Origin of the sequence: Schlesneria sp. (genome assembly GCF_036405755.1) — a bacterium.
GTDB lineage: Bacteria > Planctomycetota > Planctomycetia > Planctomycetales > Planctomycetaceae > Schlesneria > Schlesneria sphaerica.
The window spans coordinates 1-20358 of record NZ_DASWWZ010000287.1; the positions used below are offsets into that span (position 1 = coordinate 1).

Below are 20358 nucleotides of genomic sequence, written 5' to 3' on the forward strand. Positions count from 1 at the left end.
ATGGAAGGTGCCATCCGCTCCCAGCTTCTGAAACAGCGGATCGGTCTGGGCGTCTTCCTGACTGAAGGGGTTCTGATTAAGGCCGTGGTGTTCGAGAAACTGCTGAACTTTCATCGGTGTTTCCGTGGCAATTCCCGGTGTCATCGGAGTGCCCGATGAACCAGAAGCGTGGTAGTGGGTTCAGGACCGTCAGGCGTCGCAACTCGATTGCCGTTTCCACCGACGGCAGCCGAACGACGTGGCTCACACTCGCGAAGTGACCGCAAGGATTGCTCGAACAACGGAACTCGAACGCTTGCGTGAGCCCGGCGGGACAAACCCAAGGACGTTTCGATCCACAAAAAACGAACAAATCCCCGTTCACCTTCGCATGCGAATCGTTGAAGACTCTACGTGCGAGAGTGTGCGTCGTCTACTCAGTTCACCGAGATTCCGATAATCGAACATCCGCCCCTGGACGATTTCGCTCCCGGACGATTTCCACCCTCCATGCTGAAAGTTCAGAGTCACTTCGCCGTCTTGCTTTGCTTCACTGCAGGGAACACCTAGAATCACGGCAGGAAAATTGCACGAGAAGAACCGACAAGTCTGCCCCGTTTGCATCATTCTGAACGACCGATTTCACTCAGGAGATTATTATGGCTTTCGTATTGCCACCATTGCCGTATGCGACGAACGCGCTCGAGCCGTTTATTGATGCCAAGACGATGGAGATTCACCACACGAAACACCATCAGGCCTACATCAACAACGCCAACGCGAAACTCGAAGGACAGCCAGCACTCGCCAATAAATCGGCGGAAGAAATCATCAGCAACCTGGCAGCCGTTCCCGAAGACATTCGCACCGTCATCCGCAATAACGCAGGCGGACATGCAAATCACTCGCTGTTCTGGACCATTCTCGCTCCTCACACCGGAGCGGAACCGACCGGCGAACTCGCCCAGGCGATCAACAGCACCTTTGGCAGCTTCGCCACGTTCAAAGAAAAATTCAACGCGGCCGCCACGAGCCGCTTCGGCAGCGGTTGGGCCTGGCTGTCGTTCGATAAGGGCAAACTGCTCATCGAAAGCACCCCAAACCAGGACAGCCCCCTGATGGAAGGCCGCACGCCACTGCTGGGACTCGACGTCTGGGAACACGCTTACTACCTGCACTACCAGAACCGCCGACCAGACTACATCGCCGCCTTCTGGAACATCGTCAACTGGCCTGAAGTTGCTCGCCGCTATGCAGAAGCAAAGAAGTAATCTCACACCTGCGAGAGAGCAGTCGACAGGCTGATCGTTCAGAAGACCCTTTGTTTTCTCGACGTACAGCACTGACTGCGAAATGACCCGCGTGCCACTCCTGCTTGTCCTGAACAGGGAGGAGTGGCCGTGCGAGTCAAAGTCAATCACTGCGACACTGACTCGCTGCAATCCACCGGACCGGCTCCCCGATGAAGTTCGGCGAGCCCGCCCCGGATCCCTCCAAAGTCCCCCCGCCGCTACGGTGTCCACTTCAGACGCCGACTCGAATAGTCTCCCCCCCCAAACCGCTGTCATCGATGGTTCCAGCCAGCCGCGTCCCCGCGCGCAGGCCCTCCCCTTCAGGGAATTCAGGTACAACATCGACGTTGACAGCGCTGCTGTCCCCTTTCGGCGTCGCCTCCGGGAAATTAGAATCAAGACAAAGTCGGGGCCTTGATGGAGTTCCGAACCTCTGTATCGTCAAACCGTTATAGTTCCACTGTACAGTTTCACTGTGACATGGAATCGGCAAAGGCAGGACGCGAAATGCAAGATATGCGACTTGACCGTCGGGTTTTGGTGACCCTGATTGGGTTGGTTGGATCGGCAGTGCTGTGCGAACGGGACCTGGCTTCGCAGGAAGCCTCCCCACCCGGCAACAAGGCCGAGCGCACTAACCGCCTCGCCACTGAGAGCAGCCCTTATCTGCTGCTCCACGCTCACAATCCCGTCGACTGGTACCCCTGGGGTCCGGAAGCGTTCGAGAAAGCCCGAAAAGAAAACAAGCTGGTCTTTCTGTCCGTGGGTTACAGCAGTTGCTACTGGTGTCACGTGATGGAGCGAAACGTCTTCAGCAATGAAGCGATTGCCAAGACGCTGAACGAACACTTTGTCTGCATCAAAGTTGACCGCGAAGAGCGCCCTGATATCGATGATATCTACATGACCGCCCTGCAGGTCTATTTTCAGATGATCGGGTCACCTTCAAATGGAGGCTGGCCCCTTTCGATGTTCCTCACCCCTGACGCCAAGCCTGTGGCGGGCGGTACCTACTTCCCCCCGGAGGATTCTGAGGGGAGCCAGGGATTCCCGACGGTTCTCGAAAAGCTGCTCGACGTCTGGAAGAATCAGCATGAACAGATGCTGGCAAACGCCGACATCATCTCCAACGAAACCCAGCGTCTGATGCGACCCAAAATCGCTCTAAAGACGATTGAAATCAACGACAAGTTGACCTCTACCGCCTTTGCGGCAATTGCATCGAGTTTCGATCCGGAATTCGGCGGAATTGATTTCAATGCCCGCAATCCCGAGGGCCCCAAATTTCCGACTCCCACGAAGCTGAACTTCATTCAGCAGGTCCTGCGCAGAACGCCGAACCCTGAAGTGGCCCAGTTACTGGATCTGACTCTCATTCAAATGGCCTGTGGCGGAATCCGCGATCATGTCGGCGGAGGCTTCCATCGATACTCCGTCGATCGTCGCTGGAGTGTCCCCCACTTTGAAAAAATGCTGTACGACCAGGCTCAGCTGACTGACGTGTTTGTCGAAGGGTTTCGCACCAGCCACAACCCCGTTTACAAACAGGTTGCAGAAGAGATCCTGGAGTTCGTCACACGCGAAATGACGTCCCCGGAAGGAGCGTTCTACTCGGCAATCGACGCTGAAACCGATGGAATCGAAGGGGAATATTTCGTCTGGGAAGCGAGCGAAATTGGCGACATCCTGGGTGACAGCGCAGAACGTTTCAAGGAAGCGTATCGCATCAAGGACCTGTCAGACTTTGAACACGGAAACGTGCTTCGGCTTTCCCCGCGGCGATTGCCTAAATCGGCCACCGCCGCCCAAGAAGAGGGGAAGGGGCTGGCCAATAGCGAGCTCGATGAATTCACCGCTGACCGCAAGAAGCTGCTGGCTGTCCGAAATCTCCGCAAGAAACCACTTCGTGACGAGAAAGTGCTGACCTGCTGGAATGGACTGATGATCGGCGCCTTCGCCCGCGCCGCCTCGCCGCTTCAGCACCCTGAATACGTTCGGGTTGCCGAGAAAGCAGCGACCTTTCTTCTCGAAAACCTGCGTGATCCCCAAGGCCGATTGCTGCACGTCTGGACGGGCAATCAGGCCAAACTCAATGCCTACCTGGACGACTACGCATTTCTCATCGACGGTCTGCTCGCTCTGTACGACGCCACTGAAGATTCAAAATGGCTGAAGTCGGCAAAGCGACTGCAGGACGAACAGCTGCGCCTGTTCCTGGATGAAACGAACGGTGGGTTCTTCTTCACATCGCACCATCACGAAGAGCTTCTGGCGCGCACAAAAAATTCGTATGACGGTGTGCTGCCTGCCGGAAACAGTGTCAGCGCAAGAAACCTGATCCGGCTGTCAAAACTGACCGGAATCGAGGCCTACCGCGAAGAGGCACGCGCAACAATTGAGCTGCTTGCGTCGAGCATGGAACAGTCCCCTCGCGGACTGGCCAATCTCGCCCTGGCAGCGACCGAATTACTCGAAGCCGAGCGAGAAACCAAAGGGGCGGACACCCGTGAAGTGACAGCCGAGGTCACACCCGCAGCCGCTCAGCAGCCCGCCGCGTCGAAGGAACCTGTAGTCGTACTTGCTGATCAGAAAGAAGAACGTCCGAAAAAGGATGAACTGGTCACCGGTCGGGCGTACCTCTCGACCGACAAATTGCCACCCGGTGGGACCAGCCAGTTTCTCGTCCTGCTGGACGTGAAAGAGGGTTGGCATATCAACGCGAACCCGCCCAGCCAGGAGCATCTGATTCCCACGAAGGTCACTTTCAAGTCCAAGGCCGGTGCAAAACTCTCCGATCCTAAGTACCCAAAGGGCCACGGATTCAAGTTCGAAGGAGAAGAGGCGGAAGTGGACGTCTACGAGGGGGAAGTCGCAATCCGCGGAGTTGTAACGGTTCCTGAGAAAGCGGCCGGACAAATGGACGAAATGGAAATCTCCATTACCTATCAGGCATGTAATGACACCGGCTGTCGTCCACCCAAGACGATCAAGCTGACGGGAAAACTTGCGGTCGCCAATCGGGGAGAAACCGTGAAGAACATCAACGCCCGCCTCTTCAAGGAAGCCCCCAAGGGCGAAGAACGCCGTAAGTAGCAAGCGTTCGAAGGCCACGGTGTTGGACGGACATGTTTGCCGAAAGACTACTCCGTAATCTCTGAATCGACGCACTCTGCTTTCCTGTTTCCGACCGGAATGCAGAGTGTTTTTAGATTCGAAGCGATGAAATCTCCGTACCTGGCTATGGAACGCCGCCGTCGAGAAATCCATAGCTCCACCAGTGCTCAGACGTGACCGAGTCCGGTCGCATGGACAGTCTCTCCTGACAACAGTCGAGGGTGGAACAATCCCCCCAACGCGTTTGGAGGATTCGACGCGCACGGAAACAGGGACGAAGAGGGCGATCGCCGGGATCTCGAGCGGCCATTCATGATTCGTCAGTCGTTATGCCAACTTGCCCCACCGCAACCGTCGGCCGGGTCAGGTGAGGATTATCGCGGCGCAGTCTCCATCAGTATTTGCTCGGCTCACCGGAATCGATTCCGGCGAACCGTTGGAACTCCAGTCGTGAGTTTCGGGGTCTACATCATTTCACCCCTGTTGCCGGCATTTGAAGAGAGTCAGTGGCTCTGCAAAGGTTGAGAAGCACTTACTGCAAGCTCTTGCGGACCACCGTGGGAGTCTGGCTGTCACTCCGCCGACTCGCCACCTTAATCTTCGCACGCTTCGAAGTCACCAATTTCTTGACATCTTCGACCACGGCAGCCCGTCCGATGAACGGTTCAACATCAACGATCTTGCCCAGAACAATCCCAACCAGTTTGCCATCCGAGTTGAAGATCCCGGATCCACTCCGTCCTTCCTGGGGCGGGTTGGTATAGAGATATTCCCTGTTTTCGATTTTCTGCAGCGAATGAAGTTCGACCGAAAATGTCCCATCCTTCTGTCGGCCCACGCTCGTAAGCTGTTCCTCCGGTTGAGGACTGGTCTTAGTCAGCACAGCTTCTGCGTGAGGCTGAGTCCATTTCACAGACAGCAGCGCCAAGTCGTGCTGTTCATCCACAGTGACGACACGTGCGGTTGCCGCTTCGCCATCACATTCCACTGTGAATTCTGAGAATCCTTCGACAACGTGCGCACACGTCAGGATGCCGTCAGCGACGTTGACTCCTGAAGCCAGCGCGGATCGCGTGTCTTTGGCTCGGAGCTTCACGGCGTACTTCAGCAGCTTGCCCGAGGCGACCGGAGTCGATTCCACGACATGCTCCTGAAAACGGTCTTCATCAACAATTTTCGAAACGGACGGAATCCGAATAATGGAAACTCCATCCTCGGCCTTCGTCATCGGCTGAACGTCAACTGCCAACGCAGAGACGAAAAGTAAGCCGACTGCATTTCTCGTTAAGAATGGCATTCCTTGCCTCCCCAACCAAGCTGCCAGAGCCCTCGACGAAACCCGCCGCCATCCGGGGCCTGTTCGATAGCGACGTTACACCAACACCAAACCTCAACTTCATACCTTGCAGCATGAAGAATCTTTTGAGCCGGAATCCATTCCCGTCCGAGTTGCAGCTTCGAGTTGTCAGGTCGACATTCTGTCAGGATGCGTTGTATCGGCCGTCGTCGATTTTGAACAGACGAACGTCGTCGATTTTGAACAGACGAACGTGCCAACGAGACCCGTTTGCGAAAGCGCCAAGTCGTCAGTGAGTCATGTTCGCGTCAGGCATTTGACCTGTTGTAATCGGTCCTGCACGTTGACGGCCCACGCTCTTTCAGGCAAGGTTCGGCCGGTTATCATATGCCGACGAGATGAGTCAGACTACCACTTTTTCAAAGATAATCGATCCAGTCGACTCGCCTCCGCTGACTCGAAGGCCCCTCATCGTGCATTCAGTTCCGGCAACCAGAACTTCACGGGATTTCTGCAGCACCCAGGGGAAATGCACCAGTCGATTTTGACGCGACCAGTTTTCAGCGATACGACCGTGCAGCATCCACACGATTTGGATTTTCGGCCGACTCACAACCTGTGATCTGGTGGTTCGATAGATCAAATGGACTCGCGACAAGTCATCGCGCCTAATCGTCCGGGACTAGACTTGATCGAGTGCGATTTCAAACACAGGCTCTCGATAGCACATCGGGCTAAGACTGCTCTGCGGAGCGCGTACATTACTTGACGCGTTTTTCCCCCCGCGCGTTCTTCGGATAAGAAATTTCCGAAATTGTGCAGGAGAGGCGAGTGGTCCTGCGGCGAGAAGCAGGTTCTCGGGACCCGACACCACGGGGCGTGCGAGTTCACCGTCGCAGAACTCTGTTCATCCTACACGCTGACGAGGGAGAATTTGGGCACCGCGGAAAGTGACACGGGCTCGTCAGAGACGAGCCCGTGATGCCACTTGAGTTTCGAGAAATGAACATCTACTTCTTCGGCGGATCGTTGTCGACTAAATCAAAATTTTGCTCGACGGGTCCCTGACCCGATTCGACTGTGATCCGCTCAATCGTCGACTTCGTATTGAACTTTTCCGGCAAGAGCTGGTCCTTGACCTCGATACCTCCCGATGGGGGTGGACGGTCAAGGGCGCCGCCGGGCAGCTTGTCATCAAGTGCCACACGATAGGAAACGACCGCGACCTGATAGGTCCCTGGCACCAGCGCCCACTTGGCAGGCAATTGATACCGCCCTTCTGTAATGATGGCCGATGTCGGGGGAGCCTTCGTCCCTTCGACAGGCTGAAAGGAGATCTCCCCATCCTCGATGGGCTCTCCATTATATGTCACCATTCCGTGCATGCCGATCCGTTCCAGCCCGGCCTCTCCACAGCCCGACAACCCGGCCATCGCGACCACACCGAACAGCAAACCAAACCAACGCATAGTATTCACCCCTCACTGGCAAAACCTTGTTTAGAACTCACCCAGGACTTCGCCGCCGGCTCTGGTCGTCAGTGCCGACAAAGTGACCTGGGAGATATTCTGAGAGATAAAGCGAACCGAACCGTCCCCCATCACAAAGTGGGCACCACCGGTGTGGTAACTGGCGGGGCCACTGAAGGCGTTCCCCCCCCACATATCGTGCTGGTAAGGAGGCTGACCATTCGGGGTCGACCGGAACGGTGCGTTGATCCCGTTCTGAGTTCCAATCCCGTCGCCGTAAGCAATCCAGGAACAGCATGAGTAGGTGCCAGGTCCCTGCGAAATGATTTCGCAGAACGCCAGGGTATTCGTCGTACCATCAGTGATGTCGCGGAACGTGACCTTGGAGTCGTGATAGAACATCCCGTTCCCGTTATCGATGACAAGGCTCAGCGGGGCAAAACGTCCGGTTCCGGTGTCCGAAATCCCTTCGTAATGGGTCCGAGCAGTATCGTTGTTCGGATCCCCCCCATCGGGATTCGTCCCACCGGTCCAGTTGACCCCTTCGGTCACCGGATTGCTCGGGCACAGCAGGCCGGGCAGGACTGTCAAAGAGAGCTTTGTAAAGTTCGGGGGAGAATTGAATCCGACATTGGTGTTCAACGCGTTGTAAAGGTTCGCCTGATCGAAGTAAGGGAGCAGCATCGTTTGAGTGCTATGCCCTAGATAAGGAGTCCCGGCGAGAGAGTAACGTCCGGCAGGCATGACGTTGAAGCTGCTGTTGTAGTTGTGCATGGCCAGCCCCAATTGCTTGAGGTTGTTGCGGCACTGGGTCCGCCTGGCAGCTTCTCGTGCCTGTTGCACCGCAGGCAGCAGCAGTGCAATGAGGACCGCGATAATCGCGATCACCACGAGTAGTTCGATCAGTGTGAAACCGCGAGACCTTTGGCGCGACATGGGACAACCTCCAAATAGACAAAGTGAAGAAACTTGGACAGGTTTGAGCGCAAAGAAAATGAAATGAGAGGCTGCAACGTGCGGCGTTTCTGTGCAGCCTCTGATGATTAGAGAACGCTGGCGATAGGACTCCCTTGATAGATGCGAAATGGGCGTCCATCGATATCGGGGAACTCTTCGTCGTGCCCGATGCCCATTTGAGAAAAAATCGTCGCGGCCATGTCGGCCGGCGTATAACCTTCAGTGACGGGCAGACCCCCTTCGCGATCAGTCTTGCCAATCGCCAGTCCCGGGGTCACGCCTCCGCCGGCAAACAAACAGGGGAAGACGTCGCCCCAATGATGCCGCCCTGGTGTGAATGGAACACCCGCAGCGTTGATACCGCCAACAGCAATTGGCGAAATCTTCGGCGTCCGGCCCATCTCTCCACACATGACAATCAATGTTTCGCTTAGCAGTCCCCGTACGTGCATATCGTCCAGGAACCCGCTGAGGCACCGATCCAGCGAAGGAAGCAACTTTCCTTTCAAGTCGCGGAATGCATTCTGATGCGTATCCCAGCCTCGCAGATTGACCTGCACCATCCGCACGCCGGATTCCACCAGTCGACGTGCAACAAGCAGAGCCTGGCCCCATTCCTCGCGACCATATTGATCGCGCATTTCCGGAGTCTCTTGCGTCAAATCGAACGGATTACGCTTTCCCCGTTGCGAAACAATCAGCTCCAGTGCCTGACGCTGGTAGGCATCGTACTTTTGGACGCTGTTGTAGCTGTCGAGGTTGCGCCGCATCTGATCCAGCGAAGCCAGCAGCGCGGCGCGGTTCTCGACTCGCTCAACCACAGCTCCCTGCCCCATTCCCAGATCGGGCAGGACAAAATCGGGATTTCGACAGCTCGAATTGTCATACCACGACTTCGGGAGCTTACCGGGTTGCCGATCGGGGTCATCAGGCTGATCGTGACTGAAACAGTTTGGACACGAGCCTGCAGCATCGGGTGCGTGACACGGTGGTGCGAGATGGACTCGCCACCGTGTGTACTTCGGCCCCAGCATCCCCGGAGCAGTGCCGGGGGTGATGGATTCCCCCGAGCTGATACGCGTTCGGGGAACTTCAATGACTGGGGGAAGCCCACAACCTTTCGAGGGAGGGACCGCATAAGAGATCATCGAACCGATCGACGGCCACTCCAGCGGACGAGACCGCTGGATCGCAATCGAATTGGTATTCTCACCAGGTGGCAGAGAATTATAGCCTGTGTTGACCATATACATGGCCGCACTATGTTCATTGCGGAACTGTCGATCCGACGGATGGTACATCGTACGGACGATCGAATACAGATTCGCACGTTGAGCCAGCTTCGGTAAGTACTCGCAAACCCTGAGTTCGGGATTCACCGTGGCGATCGAACTGTATTCGCCACGCACGACTTCAGGCGCTTCCGGCTTTGGATCAAACGTCTCATGCTGAGACGGCCCACCCGACTGAAAAATGAAAATGACAGACTTGGCCGGAGCCGATTTCGCTGAGGTGCCTGCCAGAGCTTCGAGCTTCAGCAGATCACCCAGACCCGTCCCCAGGAGTGTGAGCGCTCCTGCATGAAGAAGTTCGCGCCGGTCAATACCGGGATGATCGCTGCGACGACATCCGTTGTGGTGATGGGAATCTCGCATAACAGTCTTCCGACGGGCGACAAGGATGAGATTTACGTGCCCGTCGTCAGAACGGCGCCCCACCTTATGGCGGACAGGCGCAGCTTATGACGGACACTGATACTGATCAGTTAAGCGCGATATCTGATTCCTTCCGAACATGAAGAGTCACAGTAACCTCGAGCGGGCGAGCCACGAATTCGTGGCCTGCTGAGCCCCTCGCTACTCGTTCCTGCTTGCCTCGACCTGTTCACCTGAACTCGGATTGTCAATTTCTCGATGGTCTACCAGCAGATGCCGACGCAAGAGCCTTATTGCCTCTTCCACGGCCCCTTCCGTCAACAGACGGTACAGCTCGCGGTGGTCGGACAACGTCTGCTGCATGTTCTCCCGACGGCCCTCTTCAGAACTTTCCGGTAATGGGGAAATTGGCAGCGGAGCATGCTGATAAACACGAGCCAGTCGCGAGTTCCCCGCCATCCCCACCAACACCTCATGGAATTTGCGATCCGCTTCGGCGTAACCGTATTCAAAGCCCGAATCGAGCAACTGCTGCATCAGTCCGCAGATTTGCTGAAGCTGCTCTAACCCTTCGGGGGGAATGGAGCCGCGGATTCGCAAGATCTCTAATGCACCGACCTCGATCGCAAGTCGCACTTCCAGAATCTCATCGAGAACCGCTTGCGTCTGGACGGGAACAAAAAATCCCCCCTTCGGCCCCGTCTCAAGCAAGCCCTCGTGTGCGAGCATATTGAGAGCTTCCCGTAAGGCGCTGCGATTCACATCCAGAAGCTCGGCCCACTTCTCTTCAACAAGTCGCGAACCCGCCGCTAACTGACCATGGGTCAGTCGACGCCGGAGATTTTCATAAATGGCCGTCGTTTGGACGGTTTTCAGCTTGGTAACCATAAGAAGAAGCTAATGCATCCGTCGACGAAAAACAATTGTATTTCGTCGACAATCCACGTAACATCTGAAATCAAATTCGCGTGGCAGCAAAGTTTGCCACGATGAGATCCTTGATCCGAGCGACCCGCTGCCTCAAAATCCCTGTTTTGCAGCCTGTCGAGCTAACTTCTTTTCGGGAAACCACATACCCACTGCGAACGACGTCAACAGCGTACTCCACTAACACCTCGCGAAAGATTCTCGAATGGCGGAGCGGAAATTCGTTCATGATGCAGCACTCTTCTTCACGATTCTCGCGTATCAGCTCGGTTTTGCTGCCGAGCCTCAGAAATTCGTCGACGATTTACACGCCGATTTCGTCGCAGGCAAGTTTGACGACGGTGGTCACAACTTTTACCCCTCCAAAGATGGCACGCTCCGCACCATCAACCGTTTCGATCTGAACTCGGATGGTTACCTAGACCTGCTCTTTAACTGCACGCACAACACGTACCAGATGCTGCCCGCCAGCGCGGGGACCGTTGCGAAGGACCGCACAACACAGACAGCGGAGATCACCGTCGAGGGGTCCCAACGATGTGCGATTGCTGACCTAAATCATGACGGCTACAGCGATGTTGTCTTCTGTCCTAATCCGATTGGAGTCCATCACAATCGACGTTTCGTCATGATCGCCTGGGGCGGTCCCGATGGATGGTCGTCGCATAGAATCAATTCACCTCTGCCCATCGAGGCAGCAGCCTCCGTTGATATCGTGGACCTGAACGGAGATGGCTGGGAAGATATCGCCGTACTGGGGGGTTCGCGCTGGATGCCGCAGCAACCCCCGGGCAGGATTATTCGCCTTTATTGGGGCAGCCCCGCCGGATTCAACGTGACGGAATATCACGATCTGGGAATTCCTGAGGCCTCAGACCTGGCGTCCGGAGACTTCGATCAGGATGGAAAACGTGATCTCGCAATCCTGAGGTCCGATGGCAAGCTCTCTCTCATCTGGAGTAGTCTGCCAGAGGCAAAGCCGTGGTCGCCGACGTCGACCGAAGTCACCCTTCCAATGGCCGATTCAACTTGCCTTGCCTCGGGTGACATCTCTGGAGACAGCAAGGACGACCTCGTCGTCGGGTCCTCCGCAGCAGCGTTGACTTTGGTCGTGTCAGCAGAGGGACGGACCTGGTCCGAACCCGTACGAATTCCTGCATTCCCGGCGACGCAGATCACAATTGCCGATCTCGATCAGGACAAACGCGCCGACATCGTGCTGACTCAATTCGATCAGGCTCGCGCGGCGGGAGGCGAGCAAGCGGGTGTCGGCAAGAACGCGAACGACGTCGTTCGGGTCTTCTGGGGGGACGCCTCGGGGTATGCCGCAAACCGGATCACGAATCTGGAGGCCCCGATTGCCGTTGCCACGGCAGCAGGAGACCTCGATGGTGATGGCAACATCGATCTGGCTGTCGCAGTCCATCAGGGCCAGACCACCTTCAATGGGGAATCATTTCCCTGGTTTGGTGATGGACAGAGAAACTTCAAGCGGGGTGAGAAAGGCTTTCAAACGTCAGGGACACTGCACGTTGCCGTCGCCCCGGCCGAAAAAGAACTCCCGGCTCGAGCCGTCTTCTGCAACAGCATCGGGGGAGAACTGGACGAAGCAGTCCCCCTGCACATGTACTGGGGCAGCCCGCAAGGGTTCGACCCGCAAAACCTCTGGAAGCTGCCGTTTCACAGCGGTTATGAATCGAGTGCCGCAGACCTCAACGCCGATGGCTTTACTGACCTGATCATCCTCAACTCGGGACACGCCGGAGAACATGCTCACAGCGATGAAACACTCGGAGCGAACATCCTCTGGGGTACTCCGGAAGGACTGGAAAAAGCGACCAAACGAACGGTACTGCACGAACACTTTCTGGGGACCAGCGGCGTCGCTGACCTCAATCGCGACGGATATCTCGATCTGGTGCTCGAACCATTCGGCCCCGATCATCCAGGTGAACCGGAAGAACTCTATATCTATTACGGCGGAGCAGACGGTTATTCGCCCAAACGCCGCGCCGTCCTTGTTCTGGGGGGCTACGCTCAGGAGCATCTGATTGCGGATTTCAACCGCGACAACTGGCTGGATATCGCCGTTACCTCACGGTCGCTCGACTGCGTCCGCATTCTCTGGGGAAGCCCTGAAGGATACGACACCAGTCGGGAGCAGCGTCTGAAAATCTCCGGACCACTGGGTGTGGACGCGGCTGACTTCAACGGAGACGGCTGGCTGGACCTGCTTTCCGCCAGCTACAACGATCCCGTTTCCGGCCACCGCGATATGGGACTGGTCATCTTCTGGGGAGAACCGACGGGCTATCAGCACGCCAATGCTCAGTGGCTGCCTGGATTCTCTCCGCTGGGACGAACCATCGCCGATTTCGACAGCGACGGCTATCTCGACATTTTTTCCCCCCAGCACAGCGGCGAGCTGACTCGCGAGGACCTCGCCTGCCATCTCTACTGGGGAAGTAAGTCCGGCTTCGGAACGCGCAAGCGGACGACAATCTTTGCCGATTCGGTCAATGACTCACTCGCTGGCGATTTCAATGGGGACGGCAAAATTGACCTCGCTGTCAATTGCCACACCCGACACGGTGACCACCGCACTCTGTCGAAGGTCTTCTACAACGATGGTGCTCGATTCGAGAATCCGACAATTCAAAAGCTGCCAACGAACGGACCTCACCTGCTCTGGGCAGCCGACATCGGTCACATTTACAACCGCAAGTACCGCCACGCATTCGAATCTCGCGTCTTTGAGTGGTCCGACAAGGCGAACAGTGTCCATCTTTCTGCGAAGGTAACTCTGCCAGAAAAGACGCTGGCTCAGTTCTCCGTTCGATCGGCTGCGGACAAATCGAAACTCGACAAAGCTGCATGGACACCCATCGAGAAACAATCTGTCCCGGTGGCAGCAGATCATCGAGCCATCCAGTATCGAGCCGTCCTGGTTTCCGATAACGGCGACCGCTACCCGCAGATTGAGCGTGTCGAACTCAAACTGGAAAAGTAATCACGTCGCCTGATTCGCACTTCGCGCGACGGCGTCACCTGCAGATCAGAGCGCGGCCCCTCTTGCTAAAGGACCGTGCTCCCCTGCAGGCGCAATCATTGAGATGACTGGCAAATCGCTGATGTCCACCGCAAAGCTGCGAATGCGCCTGTTCGGAAATTCAGCGACGCAAAGGTATGCTGCAGCACTCTGTCACGGGACCATTCAAAAACACCTGCTTCAAGACACGAAAATTCTCCAACGATTCGAGGATACTTCATGCAGACGATTGGCGTCGGAATGATTGGCAGCGGTTTCATGGGCCTGACGTACAGCGAGGTTGTTGCCAACCATGCCAAAGGTTGTCGCCTGGCCGCCATTTCGGGAGGTCGTCGGGCTGAACAACTCGCCAAAGACTATGACGTCCCCGCCATCGCCTCCTACGAAGAACTGCTTGCTCGAGACGACGTGCACGCGGTCATTCTGGCCACCCCCGATATCGCTCGTGTGGAACTGACTCAGAAAGCGGCGGCGGCGGGAAAGCATGTGCTTGTCGAAAAGCCCATGGCCCCCACGGTGGCCGAATGCGACCAGATGATCGCGGATTGTGAAGCGGCCAAGGTGAACCTCAGCGTGGTCAAGACAGAGCGTTACCGCAAGATCACCAACAAGGCGAAAGAACTGATCGACAACGGAACCACCGGTCCCGTGCAGATGCTCCGCACGGTCTCCGCATTTCCTCTGAGTCTCTCGCGTGACCTGTTCAAGGATCGGGCCTGGATGTCCGATCCCAAAGGGGGCGGACTCTTCATGGGGATGGCCTCTCACAATACGGACTTCCTTCGCTGGCTCACCGGACGAAACGCGATTAAGGTCTTCGCCCAGGCCACGACCTACAGCGATATCCCCGGCCCCCCGTTGTCAGTCATGGCGCAAATCGTGTTCGAAGACAACATCATGGCCCACATGTGGATCACGGGAGAATTAGCCGACCCCAGCCTCCCCAGCAGTGAGGTTCGTTTCCAGTGCTTCGGCCGCGACGCCATGTTCGATCTGGAAAACTTCGAATATCTTGACCTGGGCAAGGGCGAAAAGTGGGAGCGGATCTATACGCCAGAACGCTTCGACTACCTGAAGGAACCGAAGTCGCCGATCCGATTGTTCCCCCACATCGGCGTCATTCAGGAATTCATCGACAGTATTCGCGAGCAACGCCCCCCCAAGGTGGGAGGTGCCGAAGGACGCGCGGCCATCGAGATTTGCGAGGCCAGCCTGATTTCTGCTCGAACAGGAGAAGCGGTCACGCTGCCACTGAAATCCTGAAAAGCCCGACCCAACCACCCTTTGCCCTTCCCTTGGGAATGATGACATCGTCTCACAGTGATCGCAGGTTTTCGCTGTGAAAAATGGCCGCTAACGCGGGGTTCCGACCGCCTCTCTAAAGAGACTCTATGAGCGACACATCCACCTCCGACGCCTTGCAAAGCTGTCCCCTGAACTGGCCGCAGCAGCGTTGGAATCTGATCCTGTTCGCTCTTTGCACCGGTACCCAGTATCTCGCCGCTCCCGTGTTGTACGTGGGAATCACGCAGGCCTCACTCTGCGATCGGCTTGGTGCGGACGCGCGAACTTCAAACCTGCCGGGCACATTGTATTTTGCCATGACCGCCATGCCGGCGCTGATCGCCTGGCTCTCGCCACGTGTCTCGTCACTCAAAAGAAACCTGTCACTCTGTTACGGAGCCTCAGCCGTAATGCTGACGGCGCTGGCGATCACCCTGTCCTCATCAGCCTCGGATCAGACAAAGCTCGCTATGGTCATCATGCAGGGAGCCGTGTCGGGTGCCGTACTCCCCACCGCCGTGGCGTTTCTCTGGGAAGTCATCGCCCGGGGTTCTGATGAGTCACGTCGCGGCATCGCCCTGGGACTGGCGTTTGGAGCCGGTCCCCTGCTGGCCGTTCTGGGTTCCTTCGTACAGACCGCCCTGATGGGAGGCGATCTGTTCGGCTTGCACTTTACGGGCCTCGAGTATCCGAGAAACTTCATCATTCTCTTCGGTGCCGGAGCCCCGATTATGGCTCTTGCCGCAATTCTGTCACAGCTCTTCGTGATTGCTCCCGTGGAAAAGGAGGTCGAGCGAGAGCCCGTCTCGTCGGTTGTTGGCGTCCTTGTCGGACTTCCCCTGATGTTCGGGTCGGTGGTTCTCATGCATTTTTCCTCACACCCGAACCCGACTTCCGCTGGCGTCGCCTCGTCGGGAATGATGGCCGCCGTCGGATACGTCGCTGCTTGCGGTGCTGCCGTCGCCCTGATCTATCATTTCCGTGCGATCCTGCAGCAGCGAGTACTCCTGATCGCGACGCTGGTGACGGTACTTGCTTATGCCGGTAACGTCATTCCTTCCAACATGAATCTTTATGCCAAAGAACTGCTCGGCGACCTTCCTGAGAAGTCGGCCGGGGTGCAGAACATGCTCCGTTTCAGTTTCAAGATGTTGACCGGTGTGGTGCTGGGGTGGCTGCTGATTCGGACAAGCCCCCGGTTTGGAGTCGTGACAACGTCATTTATTTTTCTGTTGTCACAAATCTGGGCGATGCTGGTGACGGGACCGCTCTACCTCCTCGCCTCAGGAATTCACGGTGCGGGTGAACTCGTCGGAGTCTACGCCCCGAACTACATCGTTTCCGCATCACGCCGCAACCAACTACGACGGAACATGGCTTTCGTCACGATGCTGATGGTTCCGGCGGCACCGGCAGGCTATCTGTATGGAGCCATCGTCGATGGTGTCAAGCAGTCCGGCTGGACCGCCTTTGGAATGAACAGCACTGTTTTGGGTTTTCGCCTCAGCTTTCTTGTCTGTGCCCTGTTCATCCTCAGCGGGATCATCCTGGCGATCTGCCTGCTCCCAGCCAAACCACGACCTGAGCCCGAGGCGGTTGCCTCGACATGATCCATGAATTCCTGCAAGTAACAAGTAATTTGTCTCTCGATTTAACGCTCCGCAAATCCGTGTGCTGAACCAGGAAGCCAGCGGCGCATTCGTATCAGTGAAAAAGGAGTCTGCTTTGCCATCAATTCGCATTTTGAGTACCGGTCGCGTCGATGAACGAGAGTCGGCCTTTCCGCAGGCCGTGCAACTTCCGAATGGCGACATCCTCTGTGCGTTCAGTGTCGGGGGGGGCCAGTACGTTCACGGAGGTACCGATTGGGCTCGGTCCACGGATGGTGGCTTAACCTGGAAGGCCGAAGGACATCTGCTCCCGGCAACGATCGATCCCCCTTCTGCAAACTCACTCAAGATCAGTCTCTCTGCTGATGGAAAGACGATCTACGCCTACGGGACGCGGTATCTGGGGAGCCCCGATGAACGCTATGGGGAACGCGAAGGCCAGACGCTGTTTTGCCAGTCGACCGACAGCGGCCAGACGTGGTCCTCGCCGCAGCCGGTCCCGATGCCGGCTCACCGAATGGAGATTTCACATTCCATTCGACCTCTCTCCTGCGGCCGATTACTCGCTCCCGGTGCCGTCCTCGCAACGAAGGAGCGTCTGGGTGAAGAGGTCGTCCTCGCGATTTCTGACGACGGGGGAAAAACCTGGCCTCATCTGCGAACCGCCTTCAAAGATCCGAACGACAAACACGGGTATTGGGAACAGAAGTTTGAAGAGATCACCCCGGGAACGGTCATGGGAACGGCCTGGACGGTGACTCTCGGGGAATACCACGATCAACCCAACAGCTTCGCCATTTCGCACGATCACGGCTGGACCTGGAGTCACCCCCAGTCCACGGGGATCCGTGGCCAGACCCTGTCGTTCCTCCCCCTGGGCGAAGATCGGCTGCTGGTGCTTTACAATCGCCGCTACGGTCAGCAGGGAATCGTGATGGCGCTCGTCACCTTCACCGAAACTGCCTGGACCGTCGTCTACGAAGGCCTGCTCTACGACGCTCGTGACTTCCGTGATGGTCCGAATCAGGGGGCAACCGGAGTCGATGAACTGGATAGTTTTCAGTTCGGCTTCCCCACAGCCATCAAACTGCAGGATGGAACGATCCTCGCCACCAACTGGTCGGTCGAACAAGGTGTCTGTGGCATTCGCTGGACCAAGCTGGCAATCGACTGGTAGCAGCCAGTGCGACTCAGCACTTCGTGCCGTGCACCAGCGCGAAGGCCCGTAAACCACCCGCACAGGTCGGATCGAATCACATGAGATCCGACCTCACCCGCGTTCATCCAGGTGGTTTCGGGCTTCGGTATCCCCACTCCCCTTCCCCATCTCTCTTCGTTGAGTGAATTGACCTTTGATCAAGATCTCTGGAGCGGTGCCGGAGATCATTCCCCCCAAACGACAATTCTGAGACGGGATCGCTTTCTCGGCGGGAATAATGGCATAATGTCTTTGTCAGTGAGAGTCGGTCGGGCACACTCCCCCAAGCCCGCAGTCCTCGCAGCAACGACACCCGGTTGTCGGCATTCCCGTCGTAAGGAACTTCCTATGAGACGAATCGTCCGATCGATGCTGAGCTTGGCATTCCTGCTTACTACGATTTCGATAGGTCTGGTTGGATGTGGGAGCGTGGCTGAGCCGAACCGTCAAAGCCGGTCACCTGCAGCTCCTGCTGCTCCAGCAACAGCAAGTACAGCTCAATCCGTCGCCGGGGCGGAATCCAAAGAGTCGACGACCCCAGTTGCCGTAGAAACCCCAAGGCAGCCTGCACTCGCGTCTGAAAGCACGAGCAGTGAACCGGCGGAAACTCCGGTCGAAGCGGCAGCTCCCGCAAAACCCAAGCGAAAGCCCATCTACGATGAAACTGCCGATGCCAAGGAGTTGATCGCGAAAGCGGTCCGACGTGCACAACGCGATGACAAACAGGTCATCATCGAATGGGGCGGAAACTGGTGCGGCTGGTGTCACCTGCTTCACGATTGTTTCACCAAGGTCCCGGAAGTCGCCAAGATCGTCAACGAAGAGTACGAGCTCGTTCTTGTTGATTCGAATTCCAATGAGAAATTGATGAAGGAATATACCGGCGACCACAGCGTCCAGGGATTTCCGCACCTGACAATCGTCGATCAAGAGGGCAAAGTTCTGACCAACCAGGACACCGAGCCGCTCGAGCAGGGGCGGCGACACGATCCTGCTCGGGTCACCGCCTTCCTGTCCAAATGGGTCGTGCCAAAGGTCGACGCCGAGCAACTGCTCTCTTCAAAACTGGAACTCGCGAAAAGCAGTGACAAACGAGTTCTCTTTCGCGTCGGGGACCCCTATTGCGGCTGGTGTAAGGTGCTGTCGCAGTTCGTACAGGATCATGAATCGTTACTTGCAAAAGACTTTGTCGACGTGAAGATCGACACTCTGCGAATGTCCAACGGCGTAAAAGTCTCAGAAGCACACCGTCCGCCCAACGCCAATGGACATCCCTGGTTCATCATCATGGGCCCCGCTGGCGAGGTCCTCGCGACGTCCGTCAGCGACAAGGGGAACATCGGCTACCCCGGAGCCGCAGAGGAAATCGCCCACTTCATGAAAATGCTCCGCGACACGCGGAAGTCGCTCACCGACGAGGACCTGACCTCACTCGAAGCAGACCTCAACGACTTCCGCATCCGCCGCGAGAAAAAGCTGGCCGAACAGTCATCGAACTAACCGACAGCGTTTTCGATGAGAGTACATCATTCACCAAAATGCCTGCTCGGCAGAAGTGAATTGGATCAGAGCATCAATCGCTGCCGTGAGGTTGCGGTCGATTCCTCACGAACGTGCAACGTGCCGCTACTTCAATGACGGTGATTGATACGAGTTCCATGCAGCCAAAGTCGTTGTTCAACGGCCGGGATGTACCGACTGCGACCGTGGCGGCGCTGCTCGTAAGAGGGGCCGAGTGTAAGGTGTAGCAATTGCGTTCAGGAACGCAACCAGGATGAGCAGCGGAAAAAGAATCCCAAAAATCATTGCCAGTGTCGCAGAGAACAATCCTCTGTCGATTTGCTCGCAAACCAGGGCATAGGGGACCCAGAGGATCGGTACGATGAGTAGTCCTGCTCCGTGGTGGTAAAATCGAACTGCAATGGGATTCCACCTTACGAGTTCTGCTTCAGGATACCCGAGAATATCAAGCATCAAATTCACGACCACGTACGCGACGACAACAATGCCAACCTGCGCAAGCCCCATCCAACCGACGTAGCGTGACATTGCCGGAAGCTCCATGAATTGAACGTTTCAAGTTCGCTTGAATAGCAAAAGGAGGTTGAAGCTGGCTTGTAGAGACGGACAGACAGTGGTCCACCTACGTCGATGATTCGAACATAATTTCGGAAAGTAACGGCATCGATCCTCGTTCGACGCGGTAGTCTCTCGTTCACTTGCTCATTTCGAATGACTGTACCATGGACTCGACGTCAGGAAAGATTTCGTCATCAAGATGAAGTGGAATAGTACTCACGATAAAGAAGCAGCGGTCGCCCGCCATAAAGACCCATTGCCGCCACTGGACCTTCCTGCCTTTTCCTTTGAGCAGTGTTTCAAAGAAAAGCGATTCATACTTCCCCACTTTCGTTGAAACCATCTCCTCCTTTTCTGCCTTCGGCTTCACTCGCTTTGCCCACTCCAGTGCTACCTCATCCCGAATCTTTTCCAGGAATGCATTCTTGTCGTCCTCATTCGTTGAATA

The 20358-nt window shown here is 56.4% G+C and carries 14 protein-coding genes; 7 read left to right on the top strand and 7 right to left on the bottom strand.

Annotated features, from left to right (window positions below; all coding sequences use genetic code 11):
* The first annotated feature begins 638 nt into the window (after positions 1 to 638).
* Positions 639 to 1250: a superoxide dismutase gene (locus tag VGE80_RS10060; RefSeq protein WP_397570332.1), complete on the top strand. Its 612-nt coding sequence runs from the start codon at positions 639 to 641 to the stop codon at positions 1248 to 1250.
* A 537-nt stretch (positions 1251 to 1787) separates the two neighbouring features.
* A complete protein-coding gene (locus VGE80_RS10065) occupies positions 1788 to 4364 on the top strand; it encodes a DUF255 domain-containing protein (RefSeq protein WP_440592570.1) in 2577 nt (858 codons plus the stop codon).
* 553 nt (positions 4365 to 4917) lie between these two features.
* On the opposite strand, the gene VGE80_RS10070 is transcribed toward VGE80_RS10065, so the two are convergent.
* The 5 genes from VGE80_RS10070 to VGE80_RS10090 all read right to left on the bottom strand — a co-directional run bounded on the left by VGE80_RS10070 (position 4918) and on the right by VGE80_RS10090 (position 10651).
* Positions 4918 to 5682, bottom strand: a complete 765-nt coding sequence (locus tag VGE80_RS10070; protein WP_373651683.1) for a S1 family peptidase — start codon at positions 5680 to 5682, stop codon at positions 4918 to 4920.
* 1010 nt (positions 5683 to 6692) lie between these two features.
* On the bottom strand, positions 6693 to 7151 hold the full coding sequence (locus VGE80_RS10075) for a hypothetical protein (protein ID WP_373651682.1): 459 nt from the start codon (positions 7149 to 7151) through the stop codon (positions 6693 to 6695).
* A 30-nt stretch (positions 7152 to 7181) separates the two neighbouring features.
* Entirely contained in the window at positions 7182 to 8087 is a 906-nt protein-coding gene (locus VGE80_RS10080; protein WP_373651681.1) for a DUF1559 family PulG-like putative transporter, read from the bottom strand.
* A gap of 107 nt (positions 8088 to 8194) precedes the next feature.
* Positions 8195 to 9763 (bottom strand): DUF1501 domain-containing protein, encoded by a 1569-nt coding sequence (locus VGE80_RS10085; RefSeq protein ID WP_440592571.1) that lies wholly within the window; start codon positions 9761 to 9763, stop codon positions 8195 to 8197.
* A 201-nt stretch (positions 9764 to 9964) separates the two neighbouring features.
* Positions 9965 to 10651, bottom strand: coding sequence for a GntR family transcriptional regulator (locus VGE80_RS10090; RefSeq protein ID WP_373651679.1), 687 nt, complete (start codon positions 10649 to 10651; stop codon positions 9965 to 9967).
* 244 nt (positions 10652 to 10895) lie between these two features.
* Here VGE80_RS10090 and VGE80_RS10095 point away from each other — a divergent pair, with 244 nt between their 5' ends.
* The 5 genes from VGE80_RS10095 (at position 10896) to VGE80_RS10115 (ending at position 19331) form a co-directional block, all read left to right on the top strand.
* A complete protein-coding gene (locus tag VGE80_RS10095) occupies positions 10896 to 13700 on the top strand; it encodes an FG-GAP repeat domain-containing protein (RefSeq protein ID WP_440592572.1) in 2805 nt (934 codons plus the stop codon).
* Between the two features lie 258 nt (positions 13701 to 13958).
* On the top strand, positions 13959 to 15002 hold the full coding sequence (locus VGE80_RS10100) for a Gfo/Idh/MocA family protein (protein ID WP_440592573.1): 1044 nt from the start codon (positions 13959 to 13961) through the stop codon (positions 15000 to 15002).
* 128 nt (positions 15003 to 15130) lie between these two features.
* A complete protein-coding gene (locus VGE80_RS10105; protein ID WP_440592574.1) occupies positions 15131 to 16633 on the top strand; it encodes a hypothetical protein in 1503 nt (500 codons plus the stop codon).
* 115 nt (positions 16634 to 16748) lie between these two features.
* A complete protein-coding gene (locus tag VGE80_RS10110; RefSeq protein WP_440592575.1) occupies positions 16749 to 17810 on the top strand; it encodes a sialidase family protein in 1062 nt (353 codons plus the stop codon).
* A gap of 369 nt (positions 17811 to 18179) precedes the next feature.
* A complete protein-coding gene (locus tag VGE80_RS10115; protein ID WP_440592576.1) occupies positions 18180 to 19331 on the top strand; it encodes a DUF255 domain-containing protein in 1152 nt (383 codons plus the stop codon).
* Between the two features lie 177 nt (positions 19332 to 19508).
* On the opposite strand, the gene VGE80_RS10120 is transcribed toward VGE80_RS10115, so the two are convergent.
* Both VGE80_RS10120 and VGE80_RS10125 read right to left on the bottom strand, forming a co-directional pair.
* Positions 19509 to 19880 (bottom strand): hypothetical protein, encoded by a 372-nt coding sequence (locus VGE80_RS10120; RefSeq protein ID WP_440592577.1) that lies wholly within the window; start codon positions 19878 to 19880, stop codon positions 19509 to 19511.
* Between the two features lie 166 nt (positions 19881 to 20046).
* Positions 20047 to 20358 (bottom strand): hypothetical protein (locus VGE80_RS10125; protein WP_440592578.1); only part of this gene is annotated, 312 nt, incomplete at its 5' end.